Here is a 206-nt window from a genome sequence, read left to right as displayed (position 1 = left end):
ACAGCACTTCCTCAATATCACGTGGATAGATATTAAACCCACCTGCAATGATGATGTCTTTCTTGCGGTCGATAATAAAACAGAAACCATCTTCGTCCATTCTGGCAATATCGCCCGTGTGCAACCAGCCGTTGCGCATGGTTTCAGCCGTCTCTAGTGGTTTCTTCCAATACCCCTTCATCACCTGAGGTCCTCGGACACATAAT

The 206-nt window shown here is 46.6% G+C and carries 1 pseudogene; it reads right to left on the bottom strand.

The annotated features are described in order from the left end of the window. Positions 1 to 206, bottom strand: a pseudogene (locus DSOL_RS26625) (AMP-binding protein); the annotation flags it as partial.

It is taken from the genome of Desulfosporosinus metallidurans, from assembly GCF_001936615.1.
GTDB classification, from domain to species: domain Bacteria; phylum Bacillota; class Desulfitobacteriia; order Desulfitobacteriales; family Desulfitobacteriaceae; genus Desulfosporosinus; species Desulfosporosinus metallidurans.
Note: the sequence above shows the minus strand (reverse complement) of the source record. Positions and strands in the feature narration are given on the sequence as shown.